This window comes from Saccharibacillus sacchari, from assembly GCF_037722395.1.
Lineage (GTDB): Bacteria > Bacillota > Bacilli > Paenibacillales > Paenibacillaceae > Saccharibacillus > Saccharibacillus sacchari_A.
Genome location: NZ_JBBKAR010000045.1, coordinates 124707 through 149615 on the forward strand (window position 1 = coordinate 124707; position 24909 = coordinate 149615).

At 51.3% G+C, this 24909-nt stretch carries 25 protein-coding genes and 1 pseudogene; 7 read left to right on the forward strand and 19 right to left on the reverse strand.

Features of this window, described 5'->3' with window-relative positions; all coding sequences use genetic code 11:
- Positions 1-166: 166 nt before the first annotated feature.
- Complete coding sequence (locus tag WKI47_RS17300) at positions 167-1009, forward strand: YkgJ family cysteine cluster protein (RefSeq protein ID WP_340228414.1); 843 nt, start codon at positions 167-169, stop codon at positions 1007-1009.
- Positions 1010-1218: 209 nt separating this feature from the next.
- Here the strand turns inward: WKI47_RS17300 and WKI47_RS17305 are convergent, their stop codons facing one another.
- Positions 1219-1380: a DUF3934 family protein gene (locus tag WKI47_RS17305; protein ID WP_340228415.1), complete on the reverse strand. Its 162-nt coding sequence runs from the start codon at positions 1378-1380 to the stop codon at positions 1219-1221.
- Positions 1381-1570: 190 nt separating this feature from the next.
- Between WKI47_RS17305 and WKI47_RS17310 the strand changes: the two genes are divergently transcribed.
- On the forward strand, positions 1571-3208 hold the full coding sequence (locus WKI47_RS17310; protein ID WP_340228416.1) for an SEL1-like repeat protein: 1638 nt from the start codon (positions 1571-1573) through the stop codon (positions 3206-3208).
- Positions 3209-3268: 60 nt separating this feature from the next.
- Here WKI47_RS17310 and WKI47_RS17315 read toward each other — a convergent pair whose 3' ends face one another.
- From WKI47_RS17315 to WKI47_RS17330, 4 genes are all read right to left on the reverse strand, one after another.
- A complete protein-coding gene (locus tag WKI47_RS17315) occupies positions 3269-4261 on the reverse strand; it encodes a radical SAM protein (protein ID WP_340228417.1) in 993 nt (330 codons plus the stop codon).
- Between the two features lie 196 nt (positions 4262-4457).
- Positions 4458-6041, reverse strand: a complete 1584-nt coding sequence (locus WKI47_RS17320) for a histidine kinase N-terminal 7TM domain-containing diguanylate cyclase (RefSeq protein WP_340228418.1) — start codon at positions 6039-6041, stop codon at positions 4458-4460.
- A gap of 268 nt (positions 6042-6309) precedes the next feature.
- Entirely contained in the window at positions 6310-7326 is a 1017-nt protein-coding gene (locus tag WKI47_RS17325; RefSeq protein WP_340228419.1) for an SDR family oxidoreductase, read from the reverse strand.
- Positions 7327-7458: 132 nt separating this feature from the next.
- Positions 7459-8046 (reverse strand): NAD(P)H-dependent oxidoreductase, encoded by a 588-nt coding sequence (locus WKI47_RS17330; RefSeq protein ID WP_340228420.1) that lies wholly within the window; start codon positions 8044-8046, stop codon positions 7459-7461.
- Between the two features lie 122 nt (positions 8047-8168).
- On the opposite strand from WKI47_RS17330, the gene WKI47_RS17335 reads away from it, so the two are divergent.
- Complete coding sequence (locus WKI47_RS17335; RefSeq protein ID WP_340228421.1) at positions 8169-8597, forward strand: MarR family winged helix-turn-helix transcriptional regulator; 429 nt, start codon at positions 8169-8171, stop codon at positions 8595-8597.
- Positions 8598-8664: 67 nt separating this feature from the next.
- Here WKI47_RS17335 and WKI47_RS17340 read toward each other — a convergent pair whose 3' ends face one another.
- The 6 genes from WKI47_RS17340 to WKI47_RS17365 form a co-directional block, all read right to left on the reverse strand.
- Positions 8665-9333 carry a Type 1 glutamine amidotransferase-like domain-containing protein gene (locus WKI47_RS17340; RefSeq protein ID WP_340228422.1) on the reverse strand — a complete coding sequence of 223 codons (669 nt, stop codon included), beginning with the start codon at positions 9331-9333 and terminating at the stop codon, positions 8665-8667.
- Positions 9334-9406: 73 nt separating this feature from the next.
- On the reverse strand, positions 9407-10303 hold the full coding sequence (locus WKI47_RS17345; protein ID WP_340228423.1) for a YafY family protein: 897 nt from the start codon (positions 10301-10303) through the stop codon (positions 9407-9409).
- Between the two features lie 181 nt (positions 10304-10484).
- Entirely contained in the window at positions 10485-10982 is a 498-nt protein-coding gene (locus tag WKI47_RS17350) for an SRPBCC domain-containing protein (RefSeq protein ID WP_340228424.1), read from the reverse strand.
- A gap of 57 nt (positions 10983-11039) precedes the next feature.
- Complete coding sequence (locus WKI47_RS17355; protein WP_340228425.1) at positions 11040-11360, reverse strand: metalloregulator ArsR/SmtB family transcription factor; 321 nt, start codon at positions 11358-11360, stop codon at positions 11040-11042.
- A gap of 582 nt (positions 11361-11942) precedes the next feature.
- Entirely contained in the window at positions 11943-13007 is a 1065-nt protein-coding gene (locus tag WKI47_RS17360; protein WP_340228426.1) for an LLM class flavin-dependent oxidoreductase, read from the reverse strand.
- Between the two features lie 136 nt (positions 13008-13143).
- Positions 13144-13392 (reverse strand): hypothetical protein, encoded by a 249-nt coding sequence (locus WKI47_RS17365; RefSeq protein ID WP_340228427.1) that lies wholly within the window; start codon positions 13390-13392, stop codon positions 13144-13146.
- 291 nt (positions 13393-13683) lie between these two features.
- On the opposite strand from WKI47_RS17365, the gene WKI47_RS17370 reads away from it, so the two are divergent.
- The 3 genes from WKI47_RS17370 to WKI47_RS17380 all read left to right on the forward strand — a co-directional run bounded on the left by WKI47_RS17370 (position 13684) and on the right by WKI47_RS17380 (position 15828).
- Positions 13684-14328, forward strand: coding sequence for a helix-turn-helix domain-containing protein (locus WKI47_RS17370; RefSeq protein WP_340228428.1), 645 nt, complete (start codon positions 13684-13686; stop codon positions 14326-14328).
- Complete coding sequence (locus tag WKI47_RS17375; RefSeq protein WP_340228429.1) at positions 14306-14752, forward strand: hypothetical protein; 447 nt, start codon at positions 14306-14308, stop codon at positions 14750-14752. The genes WKI47_RS17370 and WKI47_RS17375 overlap by 23 nt, the downstream gene beginning before the upstream one ends.
- A gap of 158 nt (positions 14753-14910) precedes the next feature.
- Positions 14911-15828 carry an aldo/keto reductase family oxidoreductase gene (locus tag WKI47_RS17380; RefSeq protein WP_340228430.1) on the forward strand — a complete coding sequence of 306 codons (918 nt, stop codon included), beginning with the start codon at positions 14911-14913 and terminating at the stop codon, positions 15826-15828.
- 191 nt (positions 15829-16019) lie between these two features.
- On the opposite strand, the gene WKI47_RS26220 is transcribed toward WKI47_RS17380, so the two are convergent.
- The 7 genes and pseudogenes from WKI47_RS26220 to WKI47_RS17410 form a co-directional block, all read right to left on the reverse strand.
- Positions 16020-16319, reverse strand: coding sequence for a transposase (locus WKI47_RS26220; RefSeq protein WP_425355478.1), 300 nt, complete (start codon positions 16317-16319; stop codon positions 16020-16022).
- 163 nt (positions 16320-16482) lie between these two features.
- Positions 16483-16722: pseudogene (locus WKI47_RS17385) on the reverse strand (LLM class flavin-dependent oxidoreductase); the annotation flags it as partial.
- Between the two features lie 299 nt (positions 16723-17021).
- The gene (locus WKI47_RS17390; protein ID WP_340228431.1) at positions 17022-17666 is read right to left on the reverse strand and encodes an RloB family protein; all 645 of its coding nucleotides are present in this window, start codon (positions 17664-17666) and stop codon (positions 17022-17024) included.
- Entirely contained in the window at positions 17656-18951 is a 1296-nt protein-coding gene (locus WKI47_RS17395; protein WP_340228432.1) for an ATP-binding protein, read from the reverse strand. Before WKI47_RS17395 ends, WKI47_RS17390 begins: the two co-directional genes overlap by 11 nt.
- Positions 18952-19234: 283 nt before the next feature.
- Positions 19235-20278, reverse strand: a complete 1044-nt coding sequence (locus tag WKI47_RS17400) for a glycosyltransferase (RefSeq protein WP_340228433.1) — start codon at positions 20276-20278, stop codon at positions 19235-19237.
- A gap of 71 nt (positions 20279-20349) precedes the next feature.
- Entirely contained in the window at positions 20350-20949 is a 600-nt protein-coding gene (locus WKI47_RS17405; protein WP_340228434.1) for a TVP38/TMEM64 family protein, read from the reverse strand.
- 59 nt (positions 20950-21008) lie between these two features.
- A complete protein-coding gene (locus WKI47_RS17410) occupies positions 21009-22208 on the reverse strand; it encodes a glycosyltransferase family 4 protein (protein ID WP_340228435.1) in 1200 nt (399 codons plus the stop codon).
- Positions 22209-22604: 396 nt separating this feature from the next.
- On the opposite strand from WKI47_RS17410, the gene WKI47_RS17415 reads away from it, so the two are divergent.
- Positions 22605-23633 carry a CdaR family transcriptional regulator gene (locus tag WKI47_RS17415; RefSeq protein ID WP_340228436.1) on the forward strand — a complete coding sequence of 343 codons (1029 nt, stop codon included), beginning with the start codon at positions 22605-22607 and terminating at the stop codon, positions 23631-23633.
- Positions 23634-23729: 96 nt separating this feature from the next.
- Here WKI47_RS17415 and WKI47_RS17420 read toward each other — a convergent pair whose 3' ends face one another.
- A complete protein-coding gene (locus WKI47_RS17420) occupies positions 23730-24878 on the reverse strand; it encodes a glycerate kinase (protein WP_340228437.1) in 1149 nt (382 codons plus the stop codon).
- Positions 24879-24909 lie beyond the last annotated feature (31 nt).

Below are 24909 nucleotides of genomic sequence, written 5' to 3' on the forward strand. Positions count from 1 at the left end.
CCGTTGGACGGTATCGTTATTTTCTTTTTGTTATTATCTAAATGTTACTATCAAAGATAATGCTTTTCTTTTGCTCTTGTCAAGCCTCGTATCTTATCCGTATTCGATTAACCCAAACCCGAAGCGTATAATGGGAACAGAATCCAACTTCGAGGAAGTGAACCCCATGCCGAACACGCCCGAGGCGAAGACGCACAGCCTGACGGACGGCAACGAGCCCTGCTTCTGCGGCAGCGGGCGCAAGATGAGACTTTGCCATAAGACCGCCTCGCCCGACAGCCGCGCCGCGCATGTGGTGCGACTGTATCGGGACGTCGAGCAGACGATCGGCGATTACCGGGCGCATAGCCTCAAGCAGCCGCCGTGCCGGGAAGGGTGCAGCAATTGCTGCTCCGACTATTTCCCCGTTTCCCAGGTGGAGTTCGAGCTGCTGCTTGTTTATATGGAACGCCATTGGAGCAAGGCCGAGATTACCGAAGCGTTCGATCGCGCGGAAGAAAATCTGCTGCTTTTGGAAAAAGAAAACCCGGATATGCACGCTTCGCTCACGCACAATATCGACCGCAAAGGCGAGCTGGACGCGGTGCGCCGCCATGCGGGACGCAACAGCTTTCCTTGCCCGCTGCTCGACCGGGAAAACGGGCGCTGCCGGGTGTATCCGGCTCGCCCGTTCCTGTGCCGGACGCACGGCAGCTCGCATACGTTTTACGGCGGCTGGCGCGAACGTTTGCAGCCCGGGCAAGTGTGCGAATATATCGACGGCGGGCGGGCGCATCGCAAGATCACGCCGAATATCGCGGATTACTGGCCGCTTTACGAAGAACTGGCCGATGTGCGCGTAGGCAAAGAACGTCGCCTGCTGCGTCAGTATCCGATCTTTTACTGGCTGGTGCTGTACGGACGCCACGGCGGCGGCAAAACGACCGAGCTGGGCAGCCGCGACAACTTCGACCTGCCGCTGGCCGAGCATAATGCGAGAATGGCGGCGCATGGATCATCGGCGAATTGAACAATGAAGCACCCCCTCGTTGCGTACAAATCCGGCGATGCTTCGAGTACCTTCCGACCTGACAACGGATCTTTTGCCTGCCTTTTCCCTATCAAAAAAAGACCGATTCTCCTCTATCTTGAAGATAGCGACGGAATACGGTCTTTTTGGGTTTCTTGCATGCGAATAATGCCGACTCTATATCCATCGGCCACGTACGGGGGACCGCTTTATGGCTTGTCCGTTCCGCAGTCTCCGGATTTACTTTCGGTGTCTTTACCTTTGCTTTTATACGGTTTGGGTGCGTTCTTTTTGCGGTTCTCCGCTTTTTGCCAACGGTTCCATCCTTTTTTGCCGGTTCCGCGGCCCGTACCGCCTTTTTTGCTGGCCATGCTTCGTTCGCCTCGCTTTCGCGTCCCTCGCCTTCCGTCGCGGCTAAACCGGCCGGTTCGATGCGCATGGACGTCTGTCGTTCTATCCTACGCGATGAAGCGGTCCCGGCACAAGAAAAATCGCCGGATTAGAGAAGATTAAGCAAACGGATTTTGAGGTAAAGTCAGAAAAAGGATCGTATTCGGGAGCTTGAGGGAGGCCAGTCATCTGCGTACGTTCGAAAAACAGGAAAAGTTTATCCGCATCGGTTGGGCGCGGATCGAAAAGGGACAGTTTAAACGTGCTTTGCGTGCCTTCAACCGAGCCAACCGCCCTCCCAATGCCGAAGCGCTGCTTTTTATCGGATATGTACAGGAGCTGTTGAACGAAGCAGAAGCAGCGGAAAAGGCGTACCGGAGGGCGGCAGAGAACGGAGATCCCGAAGGCTGGACTGCTTTGGCTGCCGTGCTGGTTCGTACCGAGCGGCGAGATCAGGCTTTTGAGATTTTGGAAAAAGCAACCGCGCAGCAAGTCCCTTCCGCGTTTTTGCTGCGTGCCGGTCTCTACAGCGAAGACGCAAAAACGAACGAAGCGCGGATCGATTATTTGCGTGCGGCCGAGCTGGGATTGACGGAAGGGTGGAACGGATTGGCTTTGCACGAATTTAATCAGGGGCATATCGAGGAAGCGCTATCCTGCTGCCGGGAAGCCGATCGTCTGGGAAATCTGAACGCCGCGCACAATATGGGCTTGCTGCTACTGAATCAAGACAGGACTGAGGAAGCGAAAACGTGGCTAATAAAGTCGGCTGAGAGCGGCATGGCGAATGCCATGTATCTGCTCGGCGAGCTGGCGCGAGACGACGGCATGTGGAATGAAGCCAGAAGCTGGCATAGCCAAGCCGCCGAACGCGGACACTTCGACGCGCGTTACGGCCTGGAAGGCACGTATACAGACAAATTCGATCGCAAAATCCGCCGAGTGCTGGAACAGCGTTGGACCTGGGACAAACAATCCGCCGAACAGCTGGGCATTTTATACATGAACAACAACCAGCTCGAAAAAGCGCTGGCGATTTGGAACGCTTTTGCGGATTACGGCGATCCTATCGGACATTACAATCTAGGGGTCATTTACCAGCGGAAAAACCAAATCGAAAAAGCGCTGGAACATTATCGGCTGGCGGCAGCGGAAGGGAATACGGAAGCCGCTTATAATTTGGGCGTCCATTATCAGCAAATCGCGCAAAATCCCCAGCTTGCCAAACATTGGTACGAACGCGCGGCCTCGGCAGGACATCTATATGCGGCATACAATCTGGGCAATATCTACTCCGAAGAAAAACGATTGGATTACGCGAAAGAAATGTATGAAAAAGCAGCGGATCGAGGATTTGTTAAAGCTCAAAACAATCTGGCGGGCGTATTTTTGGAAGAAGCCGAAATGCGTTACGAAGAACGATTGAAGCAGCAGGAAAAAGGCGTGCCCTCAATTCCTTTATTCGGCGCGAACGGATTGGCCCGCCGTCTCGAAGCCGTTCCGCAGCCGGAGCGAGACTTGATCGAACAGGCCGAAAATTTATATCGGAAGGCAGCCGATAAAGACTTGGATATCGCTTCCATGAATCTAGCTTCTCTTCTGCATGATCTGGACAAGCTGGAAGAATCCGAGCACTGGTATAAGATTGCAGTCAAGCAAAACGACCCGGAAGCCCAATTCGGTTACGCCGAGCTTCTCGTTGAGCTAGGCCGGGAAGCTGAAGCTTTGCGCCTGTATCAAGCTTCGGCCGATCAAGGCTGGCAACAAAGCGTTGAGCATGTACAAAAGTACGCTCAAAAAAAGACGTAAGCGCAGATTTTCGCGTTTTACGTCTTTTTGCATTTTGATTCCATCAACGAATAGGTCGAATTACAACTCCGTGGAAGAATGAAGCTCTTCGTCCGCCGGGAACAGCGCGTCGTAAGCCGGACAAGGCAACTTTTCCAAAAACTCGTCCAGCGCTTTCGGCCGATTGGCGTAGATCGTGCGCAGATCCGTTCCTTCGTACACGTTCCCAATGATCTCCGGGCGGCACAGCTCGCAGATCAGAATATCGCCGTTGCCGTGCAGATGAAGCTGCTTTTTGCCGTCCACGCAATTCGAGAAGTACACGCCCGGTTCTTCCTTGAAGCCCAATTTGTCCAGAAAGCGGTCCATGCACGTCAGATACAGATCGGTGTCCGGGCGGCGGTTCGCGATCAATTCCCGCACCGAACGCACCAGCGATTCGCGCGACGCGACGGCGTTCCAGCCCGGCCGCTCGGCATGATCCATGACGATGCTGTTCTGAATCTCGTGGATGCGCACGCCCAGATCATGCACCATCGCGCTGATCGCCGGCATATTTTCCTGGGTCGGGCCGAACAGCAACGTCTCCAGCACCGTTTCCAGACCCAGCTCCACGCACAGACGGATATTCTCGATCACTTTTTTGTACACGCGCGGGTCCATCCCGTAATACGCCGCAAACGACTCCGCATCGGTAAAGTTAAACGACAGATGGATATTCGACAGCCCGGCTTCTTTCAAACGGCGAATACGCTCCGGGCTGAGCAGGCTCCCGTTCGTATTAAGCTGCGTCGCGATTCCATTCTCCGTGCAGTAAGCCACGATCTTCACGCAATCCTCGAAACGCATCGTCACTTCCCCGCCGGACAAGCGCACGCGCTTCAATGTCGGAAGTTCGCGAATCAAGCGAATCGCTTCTTCCGCGCTCAATTTCGATCCGTCGTTCCGGCGGTACGCGCAGCAATAATCGCATTTGAAATTGCAATTCGACGTCACGCCGATCTCCAATCCTTCAAGTTCGTACAGCCCCGGCGTCTCCAATTCGAGCGCCTTGTATTTGTTTTCCGTTAGCAATGCCGTCAACCTCTTCCGTCCGAATTTTCCGCGGCTTCGCAAGCCCGGAATCCTTCGCTATTATAACGAACGGCTTGCCGTTTCCGGTGTGACAAAGCTAACGTCCGGCATCGCGCAAAAAAGCCGAATCCGCCGTCGAAGTTCCGCTATTCCCGCGAAAGTCCGACCGATTCGGCTTGCGTCCGTTCGTCCCGCATCAATTCGCTTCGAGCGACTCGCTTTCTTCGTCCCGATACAGGCTTGCCTGGTTGCGGCCCAGCTTTTTGGACTGGTACAGCGCATGGTCGGCGCGCCGCATCAGCAATTGCATTTCCGGCGCGCCGTATTGAAGATGCGGGGAAGGCGTCAGATGCGAAACCCCGAAGCTGGACGTGGCGCGAACGGCGCGGCCTTCCACCGTGATCTCCATCCGCTCCACGCCGGCGCGAATGTCTTCCGCGGCGATCCGCCCTTGTTCGGCGCACGTTTGCGGCAAGCAAAGCACGAATTCGTCTCCGCCGTACCGTCCCGCGATGCCGCGCCCGTCCAACACGCGACGAATCACGTCGGAGACTCCGGCCAGTACGCGGTCGCCCGCTTCGTGCCCGAACGTGTCGTTGACCTTTTTGAAATGATCCACGTCGAACATGATGACCGAGACGCCGGGCCCGCCCGGCGCCAGTTCGCGCAAAGCCTGCTCGGACTTTTCGATTAACGCGTTTTTATTGAACAAGCCCGTCAAGCCATCGGTGCTGGCGAGCTTTTTGAGCTTTTCTTCCAAAACGACGCGTTCCGTGATGTCGATAAACGTCACGATACGCCCGGAGCGGCGGGAGTCGCGGTCGCGAATCGGCGCAAACCGCGCGTGCACGTAAAAAGGATGCACGGTATCCAACTTCAGATCGTGCTCGCTGCCCAGTCTTACGCATTCCGCTATCGTCGGATGCGACGCAAGCACTTCCGACGCGCCGCGCCCGATACTGCTTTTGCTCAATTCCGGCACGAGTCGCAACATCGCCGGATTGTAATCCACGACGAAGTCTTGTTCGTTCAGCACCAGCACGCCGTCGCCCATGCTTTCGAACACGATCTCGCGCGCGATCGGCGCCACGTTAAACATGCGGAACCGGAAGATCGCCATGCTGTGAAAAACAAACGACACGCTGATAAACACCGGTCCCAGATCGATCCCGTACGGACTTTTGCCGGCCAGATAATACAGGTTGCCGGCCACCGGCACCAGCATGCCCGCCGTCATGGCGAGCATCTGCAACCGGAAACGCTGGCGCGCTTTGAGCATCCGCATAAGCAGCACGGAGATCGATACCGCCAAGCAGCCGTACAGATACACCGTATGCACGAGATACCACGGCCCTTTTCCCAACTCGACTACCGGGAACGGCGCGTCCGCCCGCAGGCCGACCGACGTGTAGTACAAATGATGGAACTCGTTCGTATGCTGCAACACGAACGTCAGCATGGGGATAATGAACAGCGCCCGTCTTTTCCACGGACCGAGACGCATATCCGTATATTCCAGACACATGAGCAGCGTGAACACGGGCAAAAAAGGCAGCGAAAAATATTCGATCCCGATCCAGAATTTGATCTGGTTCAGGTCGCCGCTCGTCAATTCGAACGCGTACCCGAACGCCAGAATCGAAGCCATGAGCGCGGCCAAAATATAATAACGCCCACCCGGAGCATTGCGGAAACGAAGCATGGCGTACATCGCCAGAAAAAGGCTCAGCGCTCCCCCTATCAGAATGACCGACACGTATACGAGTAATTGCTGAGACATTTTCACCTACTCCATCCGATAATGATCCAAGTTTTAGACATCAGAACCGACGTTGCCTGTAAGCCGATTCGTTTCCGGCGCAGGCCTCGGTCTTCTTAACCATTTCCTGTCTATACATATCATACGTATTATAAAGCAATTTAGCTTACATTAACCAAAAAGATATTGCGGATTGCTTGTCATTTCGTCGTCAAAACGTCGAAAACCGCTTCGCATTCGATGCAAAGCGGTTGAGTATCGCCTATAAACCAGACCGGATTTCGATCAATCAGCCTTTGATCTCCGCGATCGCCCGATCCAGAGCGGCCGCGATGCGATCGCACAATGCGTCGAATTCCGGGTCTTCTTTTTGCGCTTCCGGGTTCGCCAACGCATATTCGACGGCTTCCCGCAGTCCTTGATCGCCGCGCGTCGTCGCGACGAAGTCAGGCACCAGCCGCTTCAGCTTCGCGTTATCGAACACGACGGTATTCGCTTTGTCGCCGAGCAGGCTGCCGCGATAATCCTCGTCGCTGACCGCGTCCAGGAAAGTCGACGGCACGTATAGCGGGTTCAGCTTCACGCCCAGCGCCGACGCGATGATCTCGTGAATCTGATTCCAGGTCAACGATTCGTCCGACATGATCTGCACGGCTTCGCCGATCGCGCGGATATTGCCCATCAGTCCGACGAAGCCTTTGGCGAAGTCGCGGCTATGCGTGATCGTCCAAAGCGACGTGCCGTCGCCGTGGATCACGACCGGTTTGTTTTCCAGCATTCTTTTCAACACGACCCAGGAGCCGTTCCCGCCGTGCACGCCGACCGGGACCGAACGCTCGCTGTACGTATGGCTCGGGCGCACGATCGTCACCGGGAAGCCTTGTTCGCGATACTGCTTCAGCAGATAGTCTTCGCAGGCGATCTTGTTGCGGGAATATTCCCAGAACGGATTCGCGAGCGGCGTGCCTTCGTTGATCCGGTAATCCGCCGGCGGCGACTGGTAAGCCGAAGCGGAGCTGATAAAGATATATTGTTTCGTTTTATCCTTGAACAGACGGTAATCCCGTTCCACCTGCTCCGGCGTGAACGCGATAAACTCGGCGACCACGTCGAACTCCAGATCGGCGATCAGTTCCGCCACCTTGGCTTCGTCGTTGATATCGCCCGTCAAGATCTTCGCGCCTTCCGGCAGCCCTTCGTTGCGATTGCCCCGGTTCAACAGATACAATTCATGCCCCTGCGTCAGCAGCAGCTTGGTAATCTCCGTACTGATGGTGCCCGTTCCCCCGATAAACAGTGCTTTCATAAATGATTCGCCTCCGCTTAAGTAAGTTGGACAGTCCGGCCTGTTGGCCTTCCGTTTTACCTTAGCACGCAGCTACCTCGAATACAAACCGGAGGGGTAGGATTTACGGGTTTAAAACAAAGCCGTATCGACTCAGTTCGTAACCGCCCGGAAATACCGATACACCTTGTCCAGCTTTTGCCCATGCTTGCCTTTCGGGCTTTCCATATTGCCGAATTCGAAAAACTTCACTTTCTTGATTCCGACGTAGTTGAACAGCGCTTTGCGCATCAGAATGCGATGGGCATTGCCCAGCCACAATTGCAGGTAGCCGGTCGGCCCTTTCATCACGGACACGCAGACGACCGATTTGCCTTTGAGCAGGCCTTCCGGCAGCAGGCCGCCTTTGTCTCGGTACGCAAAATTCGAAGCGAACATTTTGTCGATAAAGCCCATCAGCATCGCGGGCGGACGTCCCCACCAGATCGGATAGACGAACACGATCTTATCTGCCCATAACATCAGCTCGCGGTGACGTGTCAGCTCGGGATCGGCGTGCATGTCCCGTCTTCTTTTTTCCTCGTTGAACATCAGTACCGGGTCAAAGCCTTCTTCGTACAAGTCGAGCACTCGGGTTTCTTTGACTTCTCTATTCTCGTCCGCGCCGCGCAGCACCTGCTGCATAAACGAATAACTCAAGCTTTTATGGTTGGGATGTGCATAGATCAACAATAGGTTCATAGGGAAGTTCTCCTTTTACTTATCTTTTGATAACAAAAAGGTAGCACGTACGAACTATAGTTGTCAAATGATAATTGTATATGGATAAGTTTTTTGCTATGTTGGACGCAAGAGGTGAGAACATGGATCATGGTGCTTTATTTCAAAAATTCGTTGCGTTTACGGCAGACGTGCATGAAGTCAGCCATGAATTGACCCGGGGCGTGAAAAGCGAAGACGTAACGCCTGCTCAATATAAAATTTTGGAACATATGATGGTCAGTCAGCCCGTAACGCCGAGCGAGATCGCGGATTGCGTGGATCTGTCGCTGCCGAACACAAGCCGTGAATTACGCAAGCTGATGGAAAAAGAACTCTGTGAAAAAGCCACGGATGACGCCGACCGGCGCCGCCAGCTTTTTCGGCTCTCGGCAGACGGACAGGCGATGATGGGACGCGTGTTCGCGCAAGCCCAGCAAGGGTTTGAGCAGCGTATCGCGGGGTTGACGGAGCAAGAGTTGAAGGAGTTGGAAGCGGCGCTTGAGCTGCTTCAGAGGAAAGTTTTTCGTTAAAAAAAGCGCAGGTTCATCCCGAAGTCTTTTCACTTCGACACGAATCTGCGCTGTTGGCCTGTCCTCGTCAGAGCGTTTCCGACAACTTCTGAATATTCGAGCGCGAAATGAAATATACGGAACCCAGGACGTCTATTTTGCCGTTTTTTACACGAATCGCACTCTCTTGTTCTGCCGCATAAATGCCGATCTTTTCGGACAACGGGAACAGATAGCCTTGGGCAAATGTAGCATGGTCGCGCTTGGCATGGGTTTCGTAGGCAAAACGATCCAAGCCGATTCCTTCGTAAAGAGTTTGTGCTGCCGCTTCGTCTTCGGGGTCTTCCGTTCTTAACCATGCTGCGGACAGGTTCAACGATCCGGCGCTGGCCGCCATAATCACCGCCTCGCTTTTTTGGATCGCGCCGGGCAAATCATATTCCGCCAAAAAATCATGTTGCCGAACCGGATCGCCGCCGCATAAAAAGACGACGGAAGCTTCCGCAATCAATCGCGCGGCTTCTTCTTTTTGCGTCCGGTAATCGATAAAATGGCATTCCTCAAAAATAAGATCCGCTTGAGTCAGCCACGTCAACTCCGAAATATCCGCATAGTCGACTTGGTCGCCTGCGTAATCGGAAGGTTGAGCGCTGATCAGAACCAACGATTTTCGGCCTTGTATGTCTTCATGCAGACTCCGGACCAGCTTCTCGGGCAAAAAACCATAAAACCAACTGAAATAATATCGGGTACTCAAACTTAATCCTCTCCATTCTTTGCGGCTTGCTTGGATGCTTTCACTATAAAGCACAATGACTGACACCAGGGCGTCAGTCATTGTAAAAGACAAGCATATTTTGCATATAGCGCCGCAACTCTGCACGCAGTTGGGGAGGTTCCAGCAGCTCGCATTCTTTGCCGAAGCTTAAAACGAACTTCAACAGACCTTCTTCATGAGGAAAAGCATCCGCGACGAGGAAGAATCCTTCTTCATCCCGGCTGATCTTTTCTCCCCGGAAATATTCGGTAAGCCGCGCCCCGATTTGCGGAGTGAATCTTAAGAGGACCGGAATATCGCGCCGCAAATAGCTCTGCTCGATCACCTCCGCGATTCGTGCTTCCGACAGCTCTCTTTTCACGAACGGCGGCCCTTGTTCCAATCGCTTGATGCGCACGAGCTTGAATCTGCGGTAGTCTTTTCGAATCCGGCAAAAGCCGATCACGTACCAATGGCCTTCACGAAAGTCGATCCGGCTCGGTTCTACGGTTCGCTCCATGCTTTCCATATTCCTGTTGACGTAGTCGAACACCAACAGCCTGTTATTGCAGATGGATTCGCTGATGATCCCGAGATAATCTTTGATCTCCTGCTCCATGCTGAAATGCGACAGATCCAGCGTCCACTTGTCCGTATTCGGTTTTTGCTTATAAAGATGTTCGACCTTCAGCGCTACATCGCCGAAAATTTCGCGCCGCCCGAACAATCCATGCAAATTTCTCATGACGGCTGCAAACGCATAAGCTTCGTCCCGGTTCAAAAAAAGACTGCTTACGTTATAGCCGTCCATGATGTAATATCCGCCGCCTTTGCCGCTGGACGACGCGATCGGGATACCCGCTTCGCTTATTTTCTCGATATCCCGGTAAACCGTGCGCAAGGACACTTCGAAGTGCTCGGCAAGCTCCTTGCCCGTTACCGTGCCTTTACCGGAAATCATCAACAGCATCGAGAGCAATCGCTCTACTCGCATAATCGTGTGTGACGTGGGGTAACGTCTTCTCCTTCGTATTGAATGTATGGCTTATCTCGCCGAAATCCATCATACTGCACAAAACATCTTTTCTCGAAGTACGTACTCAAAAGCCGCAAGCATAATCGCCTACGGCTTCAGTCGTTTGGGAAGCTATTTATCCCAGATACTCGTCCAGACGATCCCAAGTCTCGCGAATGCCCTGCTCCATGCCCATTTCGATAACCGTCTTGAGCGACTCTTCCGAATCGTACAAGGTACGGGAGACGACTTTGGTTCCGCCTTCGAATTCTTCAAAAACGAGCGTAGTATCGGATGGAGGCAGATCTTCGTTGATCGTACCTTCGGCATCGGAAAAATAATCCGTATAGACGATAGAATTCGGTGCATCGATTGCCCGATAAACGGCCTTGCCCCAGGACTCCATGCCGAAAAATTCGCCCTGCGACTCATCTTTGCATGTCATGCAGTAGTGCCAGGCCCCTTCCGGACGGAAGTCGAGATTGCACGCCGTAAGCTCCCAACCGCGCGGTCCCCACCAATGCTTCAGATGCTCACATTCGGTAAAGGCAGCAAACACCTTGCCTTGCGGTGCGTTAAACACGCGTTCCATTGCGAATTCCAGTCCTTCGGCCTTGATTGTCATTTCTCCCATGTCGAAATCCTCCCCGAAATCATGAATGTACAGCTATTGGTGCTTCCCTATAATCCGTCAGTCCGGCATTTGCTTCAAATAGTCATCCAGCCTGTCGAAGCGCTCGTTCCATAATTCCCGATAACCGGTCAGCCAAATCTCCAGCTCTTGAAAAGGTTCCGCCCGAAGTCGATAATGCCTGCGATTCGCTTCCGCCTCGACTTCGACGACGCCTGCCTGCTGAAGCACCTTGAGATGCTTCGAAGCCTGCGGCTGGCGAATCTGCAACCGCTGCGCGATCTCGCCCACGCTCAGCGGTCCGCCGCGCAGCAAAGACACGATCCGCATCCGGCTCGGTTCAGCCAAAGCAGCGAATAAAGCGGTATTCTGTTCATCCATATGGGTGCTGCGCAGCTTTGCAACTCGTAGCTTGGTCAATCTTACCTTGAGCGTTGAGATAGTACTGGGCGGCAACTCTTTCGTCACGCCTGCTGAGCCTGCGCAAGATCGCCTCTTTTCGCGTTTTGGCTTGTGATAGGTGTACTATAACCGAGTTGAATATTCCTGTAAAGGAATATTCGAAACGTTCAACGTCATGACTCGCCGCGGCTCAAACCCGTTTACGGATTTCTAGCGGACTGTACGCTTCGTAGTTCGAATTCGAAAAGGCATGGCTATGCAAACATCAGCCTTCCTCCCGGTCTTCTTGCGAAGCAACAAAAAAGCCCGCGATTCGAGATCGCGGGCCGGTCTGCTTTTTCAAAATCACGACCAATCAAAATAACAGCAGATCTACAGGTAAACGGATACCGTTCAGCTTAATTCATCAAATAAATGCGGATATCCAGTTATTTCGAGCGAAAAACCGGAATCGGCTCATGAAGGCTTTCTTTAAATGGAGATATGCAGGTATTGGCGCGTCGGCCCTGGCCGATCCGGGATTCCGCCGGATCGACGACGGTCGACAGGGTTGCGCTCGCCTCAATCCGCCGGTTGCCCGGCCGCTTCCCATGCCGCGATCTCTTCGCGCACGATCGGAGCCACTTTCGTACCGAGCAGTTCCACCGAACGCAGCACGTCGTCGTGATTTTTCATCGTGCCGACCGGCGTGTGCAGCATGAAGCGGGTGATGCCCACCTTTTTACGCAGATCAATGATTTTTTGGGCGACCGTCTCCGGGCTGCCGACGTACAAAGCGCCTTCCCGACCGCGCAGCACGTCATATCCCTGACGGGTGTACGGGCCCCAGCCGCGTTCTTTGCCGAGCACGTTCATCGCATATTGCATCGAAGGGAAGAACTTGTCCGCCGCTTCGTCGTCCGTATCCCCAACCAGGCCGTGCGAATGGGAAGCGACCGGAAGCAGCGAAGCATCATGCCCACCGTGCTCGGCTGCCCGTTTGTACAGGTCGACCAGCGGGGCAAATTGTACGGGACGTCCGCCGATAATCGCCAACACGAGCGGAAGATTCAACAGGCCCGCGCGCACAACCGATTCCTGATTGCCGCCGCTGCCGATCCAGATCGGGAGCTTTTCCTGTACCGGACGCGGATATACGCCACGGCTTTTGATCGCAGGGCGGTGGCCGCCTTTCCAATCCACGATCTCCGACTCCTGAATCTTGAGCAGCAGCTCCAGCTTCTCGTCGAACAGCTCGTCGTAATCGTTCAGGTCGTAGCCAAACAGCGGGAACGATTCGATAAACGATCCACGCCCAGCCATAATTTCCGCACGGCCGTTCGAGATCGCGTCTACGGTCGAAAAGTCTTGGAACACCCGCACCGGATCTGCCGAAGACAGTACCGTTACCGCGCTGGTCAGTCGGATTTTTTCCGTACGCGCCGCGGCCGCAGCCAAAATGACTGCCGGAGCCGAAGCCGCGTAGTCTACGCGGTGATGCTCGCCTACGCCGAATACGTCGAGACCGACTTTGTCCGCAAGCACGATCTCTTCGACGACTTGGCGGATGCGCTCCGCGTGGCTGATCGTAGGTCCGTTCCCGTCCGCCGGGGTTGTTTCTACAAAGGTGCTGATACCGATTTCCATGATTGAATCTCCTTTTCGATAAGCCGACTTTTGAGTATCGGACGTTTATATTAAATAAAGTAAGTAACTATAATTATTTTATATACTCATTATCGGCTTTTTCGTCGGAGATTTCAAGTGTTGTTTTTGGGCACGGCTATTCGAACAAATGAGACAGCGACGGCATCGACGCGAAAAAGAGAATCAGAATGATTCCGGCGATCACCAAAGCGGTTCCCGCCGCCAACTCGGCCGTGCGCCCGCGCGAAACGGCGCCGCCCGTTTTCCAGTCTTCGGATTTGCGATACGGCTCCGGCCTCGGAAGGAATCCTCGACGCAAATACAAAACACCCAACAGAATTAAGGCGATGCCCGCAAGCAACAGCCCGTAAGCCCCTATCGGCATATCGATCACTCCTTTTTGAGTTGTACTTCATATTTAACCCAAAATAAGGAAAGATATATGAGCGTACTTAATCAAGAGCTACGTGCACATTCGATCTTCGCGTTTTCTACGTCTTGAAGACCTATTGAATTTCTTGAACACGGAGACTGATTTCCAATATATATAAAAACGTTGATTCAAAAAACAACCATTGAAATAGAATAGTCTCTTTCGCTTACTTTCTGTTTTCTTTCTGTTTGTTGACTAGAATTTCTTAGCCTCTTATACTGAAAACAGGAGGTGAGGATTATTATGCGTCCAACAGCTATCGAAAGAGGCTTGTTAACCGGAGAACCTGCTCGTAATTATGTAAAAAAGATGATCGAAACAGATCGTGTGCTGACTGCAGCTCTTTTTAAAAACCTAACGTTTGCCGTAAGAGGTGCCGAGCCGTACGATCTTTCTTTGAGTGAAGAAGATTTAATGAACGAAGAAGTATTATTGGATGTCACATCCAAACTTTTTCGACATATTTCCGAAGAGTCGAATCAAGAAAACAAAATTACGTTCTCTACAACCGATGTTGCTAAATATATAGGAGTATCTCCTCAAACCATAAATACTTGGCTACGCGAAGGGAAAATTATCGGTGCAGAAAAAGACGGGAAAAAGTGGTCCAGAATTCCGGAGGATGCCGAAGTCATTTTTGCCGCCGGCAAAAGAGTATCTGTTTCTGTATTGAAAGCTAATTGGGAAATGGAAAATCTGCAGCCTGAAATCGATGAAGTTTCTTATCTAAAAGAAAGTCTCCATAAACTCGAAGAAAAATATGGAGGAACTTTTGAAGAGGTTTTCGGAGGTAAAACAGTAAAAGAATTGACTACTGAAGATACGGATGCTTCAGTTTGGTGGTCGTACAAAGCGAGGCTGGAACATGCAAAAACTTCTGGGGATTAATAAAACAACCTTCTCTAACTTGGAGTATATGCATAACGCTATTTTTTCAGTGCGCTATACAGAAACCGGAAAAGAACATCTGAATCACACAAAAGGAAGAGAAATAAACGCAAAAATTATTTTTCATCATTACGATGGCTATCTAAGTTGCAAAGAGATTTTTGATGGCATCCATCTTATTGAATATTATTATGATTGGTATGCGGGGAACGGGCAGATTCTGCAAAAGTTTCACGCCCATTATCATCCCGCAGATACGCCGGAAGAAATCAAAGAGTTCGACCCTTGGCATTGGCATGTCCCACTGAATCTTGAAGATAGGGATGGACATCGCGTCAAAGGACCCGAAAACTTTACGATTCATAACGTTATTTCTGAACATATACTTCCGTATATTCTACGAGTTAGAAGGTCTCAAATCTGATTTGATTCATGCAACGCTAAACAAGACGAAGAGCCGGCTCTTTGTCTTGTTTAAAGGGTTGTTAATAAAGGAAGCGGGTCCGTTCATCTTGAAACCGTTTTACTTTTATGTGAAAATGACTATGTCTTGTTGAAGATCCAATAAGGAGGAATGAAACCATGCGAACAATCAAGCTCGGAACAAGCAACCTCGACGTACCGGTGGTCGCTGTCGGCTGTATGCGCATCAACTCGCTGGAGAAAAAGGAAGCGGAAGCGTTCGTGCAAGCCGCGTTGGATGAAGGAGCGAACTTTTTCGATCATGCGGATATCTACGGCGGAGGCCAATGCGAGGAGATTTTTGCCGAAGCGGTACATATGAGTCCAACCGTACGCGAGAAGCTGATCCTCCAGTCCAAGTGCGGCATTCGCCAAGGACAATTCGACTTTTCCAAAGAACACATTCTGTCCTCCGTCGACGGAATTCTGAAGCGCTTGAACACGGAATATCTCGACGTTCTGCTGCTGCATCGCCCGGACGCTCTCGTAGAGCCGGAAGAAGTCGCGGAAGCGTTCGACCAACTGGAAGCGTCCGGTAAGGTCCGTCATTTCGGCGTATCCAACCAGAAGCCGATGCAGATCGAGTTGTTGAAAAAACACGTGAAGCAGCCGCTCGTCGCCAACCAGTTGCAACTGAGCATCACCAACGCCAACATGATCTCCAACGGCGTGAACGTGAATATGCTGATCGACGAGTCCGTGGATCGCGACGGAAGCATTCTCGACTACTGCCGTCTGCATGATATCACGATCCAACCGTGGTCGCCGTTCCAATACGGATTTTTCGAAGGCGTCTTCCTGGACAACGATAAATTCCCTGAACTCAACGCCGAAATCAACAAAGTTGCCGAAGCGCACGGCGTGAGCAACACGACGATCGCGATCGCGTGGCTGCTGCGTCACCCGGCGAACATGCAGCCGGTGACCGGCACAACGAACATTCAGCGGATCAAAGACTGCATCAAAGCAAGCGAAGTGAAGCTGTCCCGCGAAGAATGGTACGGCATCTACCGTGCGGCGGGGAATCAACTGCCTTAATCTTTGTTTGAAACCAATCGGCGTCGAACCGTTGAGAGCCGTATTGCAGCGATCAATTTGTCTATAAAAAAGAACCCCGTTCGCCCCGCGACCCGCTTATCCGAAGATAAGTAGGCCGCGGTGGCGACAAGGGTTCTTTTTTACCTATTATAAAATGACCTAGTACACGATAACGCCAAGAAGTAAACAGATTAAATTTCCAACAACTTGGGACTCGATTTTTTAGGGATGACTTTTGGGACAGCCCCTTTGAAAGGTTTGGCCAAGTGCATGTGGTAGTCGTCAATAAATTGGGCGATACGCGTTTCCAGCTCCTCTCGCGAAGTAAAGCTCGAACGTTTGTTGAGCAGACGACGAACAAGAATCGAAAACCAGCACTCGATCCGATTGAACCACGAACAGTGTTTGGGCGTATAGACAAAATAAATGGAATGCCAAGAATCTTGCAAAAATGCTTCGCGCGTGGCCAAGCTTTTCAAAATGCCAGTCATCTCGTCACAAGAATGGACATGGACGCCAGCTTCCAATAAGGTTGGAGCCACTTGGTACACCTCACAGCCTTGACTACCCTCTTGACGGGACGAAATGGAACAGATTCGTCTATACTTTGTTTATTTATTAGCGCTATTATGTACTAGCTAACGATCGCTGAACTTAATCCGTCGGCTGTCCAGCCGCTTCCCATACCGCAATCTCTTCACGTACGAACGGAGCTATTTTCGTGCCGAGCAGTTCCACCGAACGCAGCACATCGTCGTGATTCTTCGTGCCAACCGATGCGTAAAACATGAAGCGGGTGATGCACACCTTTTTACGCAGATCGATGATTTTCTTGGTAACGGTCTCAGGACTCCCTACATACAGAGCGCCTTTTACTCCGCGCACGGCATCGTAGCGAAAAAACAACCCTGATGTCCGGCCGGAGAACTGCAAAGCAACGAGTTACAGCAGCCCATGCACTGGCACATTACGGCTCCTTCATAGCTTGCCTCATTTTCTTGATACGACGCCGATCTGGTTCGCTTGTGACGACTTCCAACGAATTCCTCTCCTCTTTTTTCAAAAATGGTTTCAGCTACACAGTACAATGCTTATCGAATGCGATCTGGAAAAAGTCAAGTATGTGGTAAGAACCGCAAAGGAAAAATAAGAATTTAAAAACCGCTCCTTATGATAAAGGAGCGGCAGATCTTTCATTTTTTGTATTTTAGCAGTTCTTCAACCAGAACATGCACTCGAGTGGATGGCTTATTACTTTCTGGATCAATAGGGTCGTACAGCTTCAGAAGATTCTTAGCATTATTAATCGCTTGCGTCTGACTCCCCCCACTTCTCAACAACAGTTCGTGAATGTTCTTCTCATTTTTTTCATACTTAACACCGAGAAGCTTGTTAAGCTTGGTCATATAATCTTGCCTATTCACGCCTGTATTCAGATACTCAAAGTGAAGAATATACCACAATTCAAAGGCTTCGTTAGAATAAGCTACCTGAATGTCATTTCGACCCGCTTTAGCGATCGCTTCATTAAAATTATCTTTTGGAAAACTGTCTCGATCAAATACACACCATACTTGGTCGTAAGCGATTCGACTTCTCTTTCTCTTACTCTTGTTGATTTCATTTATTGCACAATCGACTACAGTTAGAGGCGAACCGCCAACACCGACCATATGTGTATTACTCAGACCAAACCCTTGAAAATACTGAGGCTCGCTTTTTGTTCCTTCACACACAATCAGAAATAGATCTCGGTCTTTCCCCTTCTGTTCAGTGTCACGCTTATAAGAAGCAGCATCGCGAAGTTTTCTCTTTTTGAAAAGATCATCACTCCCCATCTAAAGAAGTCTCTCCTTCTTCGGTAAAATGAAACTCTCCAATAAATGGAATGGATCCGTATTTACCGAGTAAATAGTCTTTTTCATAAGAAGCATCACTTCTTACTTTAAAATCAGATAAAGAGTACAAATCTGTAGCCCCGTAACGATCCTTCTCTGCAAACCAAATCTGATCTCTTCTAAAGTGATCTCTATGAAGTAAGTTCGTATCATGTGAATTAAAAATCAACTGAGCCTCATGAGGGTTGTGAATATTAGAATTAAATAAGCTAATAATAAACTGAGTGAGGATTGGATGCAGTTTGGCATCTAACTCATCTACGACTAGAACTTTCCCTTGTTTCAAAGTATCCATAATCGGTGCCAATAACGAGAACAACTTTCTAGTGCCTTCGGATTCTTCCTCCATAAGTTTGAACTCTTCATAACTTACGAAACGATCTTCGACATCAAACTTTTTATGGAAAGTTTTGATTTCCTCATTTTTGATTTCTTTGACACTCGCACGATCCAATCCTCTTAAACTTTCTCCTAGCTTAAAGATCGCATCTAATACCTCTCCCGGTACTTCTTCTTCAAAAAGATCGATATCTTCAAAACCAAGATCAACATTTCGAAGCATATCTAAAAGTTCTTTTTTAAACTCTTTGTTTTTCAAATGCCGATGGAGCATCGGAAAGTTTGCATTAACCAGACCCGAAACAATGTTAAAAGAACGAAACCAACTCAAGACTTTATTAGAGATATCTCCTTTGAAGTTCGCTGCCACTGATAAAAACAATGCATTATTACGAGTAAGATCTGTTAGCATTTTTCCTTCAGCAAACAACTCACTAACTTCAAAATCCTCTTTCTCTCGATCAAACAGCAGTTGTTCTTTGTTTTTTTTCATTTGAAACAACCATTCACTCACCACTTCTTGGCAATTCACTTCAAAACCGTAACGATAAATTCGATCTTCTTTGATAAAAACAATCTCAAAAAAACTAGGTAGCTGCTCATTATACGTATTTAATTTAAACGGAACGACCTCAATTTCTTCTCCAGCCTGACTTTCCTTCGATGAATTCCGTACCATTTGGCTCATAAAAGTCATAGCTTTAAACAAGTTACTTTTCCCACTTGCGTTAGCTCCATACAAAACAGAACTCTTCAACAAATCAATATTATTAATCGCATTAAAAGTATGTGTGTCCCGATGTTCCCTAATCGAAGAAGCAACCATCTTGAACGTCACTTTATCTTTGAACGACAGAAAGTTCCCAACCGTAAACTCCATTAGCATAAAATCACCTCTTAATACGTAATATACTATGTAAAAGAGCCGAAAACTACTTTTTTTCTTATGTTTTTGGGGTTTTCGGAGATTTTTTCTCCAAAAAGTGGATTGTAAAACGAATTGCAACACCTTGAATGAAAATAAAAAACTCAGGCTCTTCACCACAAAATGACCTAGTCCCTTATCAACTCTTAATCATAGGATGATGTTCGCTGAAACCTCACACGCCTTAGGTAGTTTTTCGTTTCGGACGAGCGCAACCTTACCTTCATCGGGTACAGAGTACTCATTAAGCTTCCGGCCGCACCACCTGCGCCTTCAGCTTTTCCGTTCCGCTATGTAACGTCGAACTGTAAAGCTCAACCAATCGCCGCCCGACCGCATCCAGATCCAGCCCGAACGCAAGTTCTCGGCCATTCCCGGTCAGATCAGGCAACATGCGTTCCGTAATTCCCCGAATCCCGCGTTCAAAAGTCTCCAGATCCCGGGCCTTATACACGGTGCCCCCATCTTCCAGCCATTCCGCATAGATCGGCAAGTCGCGCACAAGCACAGGAATTCCCGCAGCCAGCGCTTCCAGCAGCACAATCCCTTCCGTCTCCTCGTGTGTGGCGAACAGGAACAGATCGCTGCCGCAATAGGCGTCCCGCAGCTCCTCCCGATTCACGTAGCCGGGAAAATGCAGGTTCGGCAGCTTCGTCTCAACCGCTTCGCGAATCTTGGCAGGCACCATATAAAGCGGCGTAAAGCCGAACCAATAAAACTCGTGATCCGGCATCCGACGCGCCAATTCGACGAAGTCCAATACCCCTTTGCGCTCGATATAGTGTCCGACGGAGATGACGACTTTCGCCTCGCCTGACAACCCGTGCTTATGACGGAAACGTTGACCTGCTTGTGCATCCGGCGCGAAAAAAGCACTATCTACGCCATTCGACAGACTTACGATTGGCGGGATTTTTCCGTAGGCTTGAATCAGACCTTTGGAATATTCGGTTGGAGTAATCAGCAAGTCAGCACTGCGATAGCAACGCAAAATCCACTGCTTGAACAGCGGCGCAGCCAGGTTCGAACCGATGAATGAATTACGAAAATCCTCCATGGTGGAGTGCGCATGGTAAACGACTTTTTTGCCTTTGCGTTTGGCTTTGCGCGCCATGCGCAGCGAATCCGGGAAAATGGTATTCAGATGCACAAGGTCGTAATCGTCTTGCTCGTCCATCGTATAATCGACGCCAAGCCGTTCCATTGCCTCGCGCTGATGACGGATCGCTTCGCCCACGCCGCTGCGACTCACCGTTTTTAGCGAGCCGGCATACAGCAATATTTTCATCAAAATTCCTTCCCTTCCGAAGCGTGACGCTACAGGGGATCGAGGAAGCCGCTACAACTCCTGCTCTCCCCTTATACAATGCCAAGCAGTCTTGCAAAATAAGTAATCGCCGTACTCAGGCCGAAGCTGTAAGCCGCGATTGCCAAAGGCTTGCCGAGCAGGATGATCGTGGTAAAACGACGGAACGTCATCTTCGTTGTCCCCGCCAGATAGCACAGGAAATCGTCCGGCGCGACCGGCATGAAGATCGCCACGGCAAACAGGTTATTGAAGCGGCGCCCTTCCGTCCAGTGATTATATTTGGCCCGAAGCTTCGGACTGAACATGCTTTCGATAATCGGTTGGCCGTATTTACGTGCCAATAAGAACGCCGCAAGGGAACCGAGGCAGATGCCGACGTAATTGTAGATAAACCCGGCCAGCGGTCCGAAGACCAATATGCCCGCCACGCAGCCGATGCCTCCCGGCAGAATCGGAATGACCACCTGTACAGCCTGGAACACCACGAAGATCAGCGGCGCCCACACACCGAAGCCTTCCAGAAATGCGCCCAGCGCCTCCTGTGAACGAAAGATTCCCGTATAGAAGCCGTAGACCGCAAGAGCCGCGCAAGCCGCAAGACCCGCAGCGGTCGAGGCATTCATCATGATTCGAAGCGAAAAGGGCTTCATAGTCGGTTCCTCCGATTCGTGAAATGGAGCCGGATACCCGGGAGTCCCGAATATCCTTCTTATTTAATCGCCGCTTTCGTAGCGGCAGGCAGTAGCAAACGACTTGGAACGGGCCGATAAGCCGCAATCGCCCGAACATAGATCTGCTCGGCGCTTTCGGCAAACGCCGAGGATGAATATTTGCCCAGTGCCGTATGGCGAGCCTGCTGGCCTAGCTCGATCAGCCGTTCACGGCTGTTCAAGACTGAAGAAAGAGCTTCATTGAACTGCTCAAACGATTCATATTGCCAACCGTTCGCCCCGGTATCGACAACGCCCTTCAAGCAATCGTCGCGGCGGCATAGTACAGGTAGCCCCGAAGCCATTGCTTCAATATAGGTGAGCCCCTGCGTCTCGCTGTTGGAGGCGCTGACGAACAAGTTCCCCAGCCGGTAATAATCGGCAACTTCATGCGGCTGAACCATCCCCGCAAACACGATTCGATTCCCCAAGCCCAACTCTGCCGCATAACGTTCCAGCGAAGAACGATGCGGGCCATCGCCAACGACCAGCAACTTGACTCCCGGGTGTTGATACTCCGACGTGAATCGAAGGATTTCTTCCAGATTCTTTTCCTTGGCTAACCGCCCGACAGAAACCAGTACAACATCTTTTTCGGTCAGCCCAAGCTTCTTTCTTAGAAGAGAGCGACGTTCGTCAGACAATTTGGCTTGGAACTGGCCCAGATCGACACCCGTAGGTACGATCTGAATATCCCCGGGTACGCCGTAGCCGGTAAGCAGGCCATGTACCTTTTCCGTCGGCGCCACTACGCACTGTACATGCCGCAACGTATTGCGCGAGAACCAGGCCACTGCTGCTTTTCCCCAGGTCTGACTCGGCGAGAAGTAATGGGTATAGTCCTCGTACACCGTATGGTACGTATGGACAATCGGGATATGAAGCTTTCCCGCTATGTATCTAGCCATGCGGAATGTGCTGAATTCGCATTGCGAATGAACCACGTCCGGCTTCCAGTCGATTAGCGACCGAAGCTCTCTGCGGTGTACACGTAGTGCTGTACGCACACCGGGATACAGTGCCGCCACAGAACCTATATAAGTAACGCCGTCTTGCTCGAACGAACGCGCATCCGGAGACAGCGTTAAGATCCGGACCTCATGCCCGTTCTTCTCCAGCTCGCTTTGCAGATTGACCACCGAGGTGACGACTCCGTTGATGATTGGCCGGTAGCATTCGGTTGTAATCAAAATTTTCATACCTGTCCCTCGATTTCGATAGAATTTGGGCGGTCGGGAATACCTTTTATGATATCTTATATGTTTAAAATACATTCGAATGGCGGATTAAACAATCCTAAACAATTGTTAACATTCATTTTAAACTCCGAGCTATTCGCTTGACCAAGCTTAATTGCCCTAAATCCCGACGATGATCGGCGTTTACGGGTCATGTCTTACGACGATTCACGACAGATCCGCCCCTGCATGGCATATCGGGCAAACCCAAATCAAATCGCCTACTACAGCTACGTTCCTGCTTCTATTATGTTCCAAAATTATACAACTCATTCACCAAAAAGTCATGGGAAATCCGTATAAAAACAGTTATAATCATTGTTCGAACGCACAATCGGAAAAGGAAGCGTGATCGGCATGTTTCAACTCTCTGAAAAACAAGCGCAAGAGATCGTAGACAAAATGATGCGGGATATTCCCTACAATATAAACATCATGAACGACCGCGGCGTTATCGTGGGCAGCGGAAATCGTGAGCGGATCGGCACGGTTCATGATGCAGCCGTACGCGCGCTTGCCACGGGACGCATGGTTGAAGTATTGGAAGACGGCAAATACGAGAAAAAAGGCACCAACGAGCCGATTGTAATCGGTGATCAAAGGGTGGGCGTGATCGGAATCAGCGGCGAGCCGGATGAAGTGCGTCCTTTCTGCAATATCGTGCGCACGACCGTCTCGTTACTGGTCGAGCAAAAAACAGCCCTCGAAACGTTAGCCCATGAAGAAAATCGCCGCTCTGCGTTTATCCGCATGCTGCTCGAACATCGCGGGGCCTATACGCAAAAGATCAAAAAAGAAGCCGCCAGTTACGGACTCGACCTCGCGCTCCGAACCCAGGTGCTGTACCTGACAGGCTTTAAAGCGGCAAAAGAAACTTCGGCGCTGCTGCTGCGTTTTCCTACGTTTCGGCTGGAAGAAGACGTTCATCTGGTACTCGTGCAAGAAGAATCCGCTGCGGAAAAGCTCGCCGAATCGCTGCTGCATGGACAGCCGCGGGCGCGAATCGCGATCGGCAGACAAGAGGAATGGATCGCAGACAGCTTTCTTCAAGCGCGCGCTGCCCTGCATGTTCAAGCCGCGCTCAAGCCTTCCGGCAGCCTGACCGCTTTTCACGAAGTGGCTTTTCTAGCCGAACTCGCCCGGATGGATATCAGCCCTCGACTTCGTGCAACCGCCAAACTTGTCGATCACCCCGACCTGCTGAACACTCTTCGGATTTTCGTGGAGCAAGACGGCAATATGTCGGGAACCGCCGAGTACCTTAACATTCACCGAAACACCCTCCAATATCGCTTAAAACGGATCGCCGAGCTGACCGGACGCGATCCTCGCAAAGTACTGGATTTATTCCAGCTTGTGCATGATTTGTTGGCGGAGTATCGCTGAGCCGAGCATAACCAGAGTAAAAAACAGCAGACCTGGACAGCAAAAAAGGCCGGCTTCTCCATAAAGAGAAACCGGCTGCTTTTATCAACGACACGTTTATACCCTATCCGCAAACTTCAGTACGCGTGCAATATTCTCGCAAGTCCGCGCCACATTTTCGGGACCTGCTTCCAGCAGCTTCGGCAGCTCGCCCGCTCCCGGCACGATGCCGAAGATCGCGTCGATTCCTTCGTCGTACAGCGTCTCGATCCCGTCGCCGACATACCCGGCGACCGCGATGACCTTTTTCCCGGCGCGTTTGGCTGCGGCCGCGACGCCGTAAGGCGTTTTGCCGAATTTCGTTTGGAAGTCGATGCCGCCTTCGCCCGTGAATACGATATCCGCTTCGCCGGCCTTGCGCTCAAGCTCCGTATAATCCAGCACGATCTCTACGCCTTTGCGCAGCTCGGAAGTCGTGAACACCAACAGTCCCGCACCCAATCCGCCAGCCGCGCCTGCTCCCGGCACATCGCGAACGTCACGGCCGAGCTGCTCGGTAATCACGTCGGCATAATGGGCCAGATTGGCATCGAGCGTCCGCACCATGTCCGGAGTTGCTCCTTTTTGCGGCCCGAACACAGCCGATGCCCCGTGTTCGCCGCAAAGCGGATTGGTCACGTCGCAAGCCACCACGATCTCTACGTTTTGCAAACGAGCATCCAATCCCGAAGTGTCGATCTGCGACAACCGAGCCAATCCCCCGCCGCCGCGCGGTATCGCCTGACCTTTTTCATCCCAAAATTTCGCTCCGAGCGCTTCGGCCATCCCGGCTCCTCCGTCGTTGGTGGCGCTGCCTCCGATACCGATCAGAATCTTTTTCACGCCGCGATCCAGACATTCCCGAATCAATTCGCCGGTTCCGTAGGTGGTCGTCAGCAGCGGATTTTTCGTTTCCTTCGTCACGAAATGAATCCCGCTCGCCGAAGCCATCTCGATCGCCGCCGTTTCTCCGTCGCCCAATAATCCGAAGCTCGCCGTCACCGGAAGACCCAGCGGCCCCGTCACTTCCTTCGTATGCAGACTGCCGCCCGACGCGTCGACCAGCGACTGCACCGTGCCTTCGCCTCCGTCCGCCATCGGCACGTGAATAAAACGAGCTTCGGGATAGACGCGGCTCAGTCCTTTTTCCATCGCGATACAGACTTCTTTGGCCGTCATGCTCTCCTTGAACGAATCCGGTGCCAACAGAAAAGTTTTCCTGCTCATCAAACCGCTCCTTTTTCCTTAACTTTATCGA

Bases quoted from the DNA above. Each gene is read 5' to 3' on its own strand.
- WKI47_RS17300 (WP_340228414.1), top strand. From the start codon at position 167: ATGCCGAACACGCCCGAGGCGAAGACGCACAGCCTGACGGACGGCAAC.
- WKI47_RS17305 (WP_340228415.1), bottom strand. From the start codon at position 1,380: ATGGCCAGCAAAAAAGGCGGTACGGGCCGCGGAACCGGCAAAAAAGGA.
- WKI47_RS17320 (WP_340228418.1), bottom strand. From the start codon at position 6,041: ATGTCTCAGCAATTACTCGTATACGTGTCGGTCATTCTGATAGGGGGA.
- WKI47_RS17325 (WP_340228419.1), bottom strand. From the start codon at position 7,326: ATGAAAGCACTGTTTATCGGGGGAACGGGCACCATCAGTACGGAGATT.
- WKI47_RS17330 (WP_340228420.1), bottom strand. From the start codon at position 8,046: ATGAACCTATTGTTGATCTATGCACATCCCAACCATAAAAGCTTGAGT.
- WKI47_RS17335 (WP_340228421.1), top strand. From the start codon at position 8,169: ATGGATCATGGTGCTTTATTTCAAAAATTCGTTGCGTTTACGGCAGAC.
- WKI47_RS17345 (WP_340228423.1), bottom strand. From the start codon at position 10,303: ATGCTGTTGATGATTTCCGGTAAAGGCACGGTAACGGGCAAGGAGCTT.
- WKI47_RS17350 (WP_340228424.1), bottom strand. From the start codon at position 10,982: ATGGGAGAAATGACAATCAAGGCCGAAGGACTGGAATTCGCAATGGAA.
- WKI47_RS17355 (WP_340228425.1), bottom strand. From the start codon at position 11,360: ATGGATGAACAGAATACCGCTTTATTCGCTGCTTTGGCTGAACCGAGC.
- WKI47_RS17360 (WP_340228426.1), bottom strand. From the start codon at position 13,007: ATGGAAATCGGTATCAGCACCTTTGTAGAAACAACCCCGGCGGACGGG.
- WKI47_RS17365 (WP_340228427.1), bottom strand. From the start codon at position 13,392: ATGCCGATAGGGGCTTACGGGCTGTTGCTTGCGGGCATCGCCTTAATT.
- WKI47_RS17370 (WP_340228428.1), top strand. From the start codon at position 13,684: ATGCGTCCAACAGCTATCGAAAGAGGCTTGTTAACCGGAGAACCTGCT.
- WKI47_RS17375 (WP_340228429.1), top strand. From the start codon at position 14,306: ATGCAAAAACTTCTGGGGATTAATAAAACAACCTTCTCTAACTTGGAG.
- WKI47_RS17380 (WP_340228430.1), top strand. From the start codon at position 14,911: ATGCGAACAATCAAGCTCGGAACAAGCAACCTCGACGTACCGGTGGTC.
- WKI47_RS26220 (WP_425355478.1), bottom strand. From the start codon at position 16,319: ATGACTGGCATTTTGAAAAGCTTGGCCACGCGCGAAGCATTTTTGCAA.
- WKI47_RS17390 (WP_340228431.1), bottom strand. From the start codon at position 17,666: ATGGGGAGTGATGATCTTTTCAAAAAGAGAAAACTTCGCGATGCTGCT.
- WKI47_RS17395 (WP_340228432.1), bottom strand. From the start codon at position 18,951: ATGCTAATGGAGTTTACGGTTGGGAACTTTCTGTCGTTCAAAGATAAA.
- WKI47_RS17400 (WP_340228433.1), bottom strand. From the start codon at position 20,278: ATGAAAATATTGCTGTATGCCGGCTCGCTAAAAACGGTGAGTCGCAGC.
- WKI47_RS17405 (WP_340228434.1), bottom strand. From the start codon at position 20,949: ATGAAGCCCTTTTCGCTTCGAATCATGATGAATGCCTCGACCGCTGCG.
- WKI47_RS17410 (WP_340228435.1), bottom strand. From the start codon at position 22,208: ATGAAAATTTTGATTACAACCGAATGCTACCGGCCAATCATCAACGGA.
- WKI47_RS17415 (WP_340228436.1), top strand. From the start codon at position 22,605: ATGTTTCAACTCTCTGAAAAACAAGCGCAAGAGATCGTAGACAAAATG.
- WKI47_RS17420 (WP_340228437.1), bottom strand. From the start codon at position 24,878: ATGAGCAGGAAAACTTTTCTGTTGGCACCGGATTCGTTCAAGGAGAGC.